Here is a 5,447-nt window from a genome sequence, read left to right on the forward strand (position 1 = left end):
TACTTTTTATCTTTATTTGAGAACAGTAAAATATCTTCTGAATTGATTTTTTTTCTAAGTCCCATTATTGTTTTTGACTATATCCTATTTTGCTCAATATATTAAAACTATTTCTATCATAAATAGCATTAGAAATACTATGAAAATATAACATACTTCCTGTAGCAATAAAAAATATAACAGAAAGAAAGCTAATCAATAAAAATGTCGAACTACTCTCATGCACAATTTCAAACTTTCTTTGATAAGCACTTATAAAATATGGATTATCCTTTAATAAATTTTTAAGTCTTTCATAAATTTCTTTACTATCTCTCATATCTTTTCCATCAATACTTATAATAGAATTTCTTGATAGACTATTGTAGCTTGCTATTTCATTATACAATTCATCTGACACTATTAATGTCCCTACACTATTAGAAAAACTAATTGGATTATCTAATGTAGTATCTTTTATAACTACATCTACTTTTTTATCTGAATATAAATCTAAATTAAGGATTTTCCCTTTGTCCACATTCTTTTTACTTGGTCTATATTTTACTAATATACTTTCATCATAATTTAGAGGTTTAAAATCAATTTTTTTCCCTTGTTGTTTAATTAATTCTATATAATCAGACTCTGATATACAATCAAACCCAGAGACTCTTCCTTTATCTTTTCCAATAGAATATTCAATTGGTAAATCCTTTGATGAAGAATTTACTTTTATAATATTTGTTTCTATGTATTTAAAATTTTCTACTAGTTCACTATTTTTTACATCGTTAATAATTTTATCAACATTAATGTTTTCTTCTAATTTAAATTCAATAGCAGAAGGTACTATACGAGAAACTGCCACTACAGGATAATAAATTGACAAAACAGTTGATGCAAATATACATAATGTCCCTGCTGACAGCAAAGTTAATAAAATTAATGTTTTTGCATTAGAACGTATGGAATAAATAAACTTAGGAATTGTAATAATCTGTATTTCTCTATAAAAATGATTTTTTTTAGTCTTTAATATTCTAATAATATAAGGTAAAAATGAATTTATAAAAAAAATAGTTCCAACAACTACACAAAGTAAGGTCAATATAGCAATTGGAGAAAAACCAATACTATACCAAACAGAATCCTTTCCTCTAGTCATATCAAAAGCTAGTACATATCCTAATATAAGCATAAAAATACCTATAAAAGCTATCAAAGGTCTTATTCTAATCTGTTTTTCTTCATTCTGTTCTATTTTGACTAAATTAAGAAGAGAATTTCTTCGAATCAATTTCCAATTTGAAAAATATAGTACAAGTAATATAACAATTAAAAATAATAGACTAGAAATAATAGCATTTTTATTAAAAAAAGGTATCTTTGAACTATCTATATTTAAATCTAATGAATGCACAATTATATATATAATAAGCTTATGTAATAATGAGCCTGTTAAAACACCTATAATAAAAGCAATCATACAAATAAATACATTTTCTATCATAACCAATTTTAATATATTTGATTTTCTATATCCCATTAAGGTGTATATGCCAAGCTCTCTCATTCTACGTCTTATAAAAAACCTATTTGAGTAAAGCATATAGAACAATACAAATGAAATTATAAAAATTGAAATAGTTTTTGTCATAGTTTCTACTCTTCCATCAGATGAAATTTTATTCATTATAATATCATTCATAGAAAAAGATACAAAACTAAAAAATATCATGAGTATAAAAGCTACAGAAAACAAATACAATGAATAAAATGAAAAGTTTTTCTTGAGATTCTTTTTAGCAATATTATATATATTCATTTTTACTACCTCCTTTTAATGTATACTAATATATCTCTTCTAGTTTAGTTGTCTTGCTAACTATAGCTTCAAAGAAATCTTTATGATTTTTTTCATTTTTTTGAAGTTCATCTATGATTTTACCATCTCTAAAAATCAAAATTCTACTACAAAAACTAGCTACATAAGCATCATGTGTTACCATTAATATAGTAGTTTTTAGTTCTCGATTTACATCACTTAGTGTTTTCAGTAACTCATTTGCGGATACTGAATCAAGTGCTCCAGTTGGTTCATCTGCAAGTATTATAGATGGTTTTTTTATAATAGCTCTTGCTGCAGCAATCCTTTGACATTGACCACCAGACAACTCATTTGGATACTTATACAAAATTGAATCTATTCCAAATCGTTTTGTTAATAACTTGATAGAATCTTCAATTTCACTTGGTTGCATATGTTTTAAAGTAAGTGGTACAGCTATATTTTCAAAAACATTCAAACTATCAATTAAAAAGTATTCTTGGAATATAAATCCAATAGTATCCTTTATAAAATCTGCAGTAGAGTTATTATTTAATTCTTTTAAATTTACACCATTAATTACTATCTCACCACTATTTACACTATCTATTGTAGATAATACGTTTAGTAAAGTTGTTTTTCCAGAACCTGATGCCCCCATAATCCCAACAAATTCACCAGAATTTACCTCGAATGAAACATGATTCAAACTTGGTTTTTTATTTTTACTATAAATCTTTGTTACATCTTTTACAGATAATAAAACATCCATATTTATGCCTCCTTTAATATTATTTCATCTATGTTTAAAGTATAAATTTTTACACAAAAAAAAACATGAGTAAAATACGCAAAAATAATCGCATTTATTACTCATGTTTTGTAAAATAATTATTTACATTTTAAATAGTCATTTGTATTTTTTATATTTGTTTTCTATTTTCTCTAATTTCTTTTTGAATCTGTTTAAGAGCTTTTTTTGAACCTCTCTGAATGTCTTTTTCCAATTTTCTATCTTTAAAACTAGTAAACAATGAGTTTAAATCATATCCTTCTGGATATAACTCTTCTGCTTTTATACTAAGTTCTAATCTTTTTATATTTACTAAAACAAAATTGTCTTTAAATAATACTTCTACATTATTAAATTTATCTCTAGGTTTACATACAACTCCAAAGTCATTTTCATCTAATAATTTTACTTTATCACCTGTATTATACTCTGTATAATGAGAAATAAATTCAGCATTATCTTTATTTTCAGTATTGGATTGTAATTTACTTCTCTTAACTAAATCTAAATTGTAATTTCTATCAGTTATATACTCTTTAGCTCTATTTAATACCTTATTTTTTATTCCCATCTTTTTAGAAATAAAAAGAGCATTACTATCTTCAGATTTTCCTATTGTTAACTTATATAGTGGTTCTAAAGTTTCTTTATCAAACATCATACCTGCATTTTCAAACTCTGGATGCAAGTTAGCAAACTTTTTTATCTCCCCATAATGAGTTGATGCTATTGTTATACATCCCATACTATAAAATTCTTCTAACAATGATATTGCTAGTCCTGCTCCCTCATTAGGTTCAGTTCCACTACCTATTTCATCAAATAGAACAAGTGTGGAATTATTTGATGAGTTCATAATTTCTGCAATATTTTTTATGTGTGATGAAAAAGTACTTAGAGCATTTTCAATACTTTGATTATCTCCTATATCTACAAACACTTTTTCAAATACACTTAGTTCACTATCTTCTTTAGCAGAAATATCAAGACCACATTGAACCATCAAAGTTAATAGTCCAACAGTCTTAAGAGTTACAGTTTTTCCACCTGCATTAGGTCCTGTTATTACAAGACTTCTATAATTTTTACCTATTTCAAAATCTAAAGGTACTACATCTCCTGTTAAAAGTGGGTGCTTTCCTTTGATTATTTTTATATATCCATTGTTGTTTATTTTTGGAGTAATACCATTTATTTTTTGACTATATTTAGCTTTTGCAAATACCATATCATATTCAGAAAGTATCTCTATATTTAACTTTATCTGAGTTATTTTATCAAATATAATCTCTGTCAAATAAGATAATATCTTATATTCTTCAATAGTCTCATCAGCTTTTAACATAGTCAATTCTGTACTTAAATTTGACACACTTATTGGTTCAATGAATACAGTATTTCCTTTTGATGAAGTATCTAGTATTGTACCATCAACTTCATTTTTATAAGAAGATTTAATTGGTATTACATATCTATCATTTCTTTTACTTATTATAAACTCTTGTATATACTTTTTATTTATACTTGATGTTATAAACTTATTTAATCTATCTTTTATTTTTCCTTCTGTAATTTCTATATTTCGTCTTACCTTTTTTAATTCTTTACTGGCATTAGAATCAACTTTGTTTGATTTTATGCAGTAGTTTATCTCTTCCTCTATGTTTTTACATTCTGTTATATTTAAAGCATAAGAACTTAATGTAGGTGAATAAAATTCTTTGTCTAACATAAAAGCTTTCATCTTCCTACAACCTCTTAAAAAATCCTCTATATTTACAAGTTCAATAGGTTCTATTATCATTCCTTTTTCAATTTTATCTATTGTAGAACCTGCATTAAACAACCCTTCAAGTGGTATATGATTACTGTTTTCAACTATTTTTCTAGCTTCTTTATTTTCTTTTAATTTTCTTCTTACTACTTCAATATTTCCACTAGGAGTTAATTTGTCTATTAGATTTCTTCCAAGTGAACTTACACAATATATTTTTATTAATTCTTTAACTTCATTTAGTTGTAGTCTTTCAATTGTATTACTATTCATTATTTTACTTTCTCCTTTATTTATAAGTCATGAATTTTAAATAACTATCTCACTTACTTTTATAATAATTATTTGTAATCGACTTAATAAATAAGGAATTATTATGCATTAAACTCCTTATTTATTAAGAAGTCTAACCCCGGACTCACTAATGTTAGTATTCTTTTTCATAAAACACTGCTCCTTTTCTATTTTTTCTTGACTATTTTAGTCACTTTAACATTATTTCATAAACTATATACCAGTGTCAATATAAATAAATTTATTTCTGTTTTTGCATGATTAAAACACCTATAATGCTCACTATTAAAATAAAAATAATGCTTATCTTCTCATTTATACCCCATAGTAAGCCAGTCAAACTTCCCCAACAAAAGAACCAAAAAACTGTAATGTATTAAAAATCCCAGTTGAGACACCCATATTTTCTTCATTAGATATTTTAGTAATTCTTGAAGGTAATATAATTGAAAGATACATATACTCCATCATAAATAAAATCATACTTATATACAAAAATATTTTCATCTACATCTAAGATTCTTGATAATAGCTTTGGCACTTTAGATAAAATCAATTCCATATCACTACTATTATATTTTTGAATTCTTTCTTCGTGTACAAGTCCATAAATACCATAAGTAATAAACACTGAAGCTTGATAACTATCATCTAAATGTATAAGCTTTTTTTCTATTCCTTCATCAATAAAAGCTTGTATTGATGGAATTATTTCACTTAGCATTTTTAATGATAAACTATCTCTAAAATCTAGGCTCTCATAGTTCATGTAATAC

The 5,447-nt window shown here is 25.1% G+C and carries 4 protein-coding genes; all 4 read right to left on the reverse strand.

Annotation, left to right across the window (positions count from 1 at the left end; genetic code table 11):
• Positions 1-64: 64 nt before the first annotated feature.
• Positions 65-1,807: an ABC transporter permease gene (locus tag KGF50_RS20170; RefSeq protein ID WP_227849714.1), complete on the reverse strand. Its 1,743-nt coding sequence runs from the start codon at positions 1,805-1,807 to the stop codon at positions 65-67.
• A 25-nt stretch (positions 1,808-1,832) separates the two neighbouring features.
• Positions 1,833-2,582, reverse strand: a complete 750-nt coding sequence (locus KGF50_RS20175; protein WP_227849715.1) for an ABC transporter ATP-binding protein — start codon at positions 2,580-2,582, stop codon at positions 1,833-1,835.
• 151 nt (positions 2,583-2,733) lie between these two features.
• A complete protein-coding gene (locus KGF50_RS20180; protein ID WP_227849716.1) occupies positions 2,734-4,650 on the reverse strand; it encodes an endonuclease MutS2 in 1,917 nt (638 codons plus the stop codon).
• A gap of 442 nt (positions 4,651-5,092) precedes the next feature.
• The coding region (locus KGF50_RS20185; protein WP_227849717.1) for a hypothetical protein at positions 5,093-5,447 on the reverse strand (355 nt) is incomplete at its 5' end.

Source organism: Clostridioides sp. ZZV15-6598, from assembly GCF_020657705.1.
Lineage (GTDB): Bacteria > Bacillota > Clostridia > Peptostreptococcales > Peptostreptococcaceae > Clostridioides > Clostridioides difficile_F.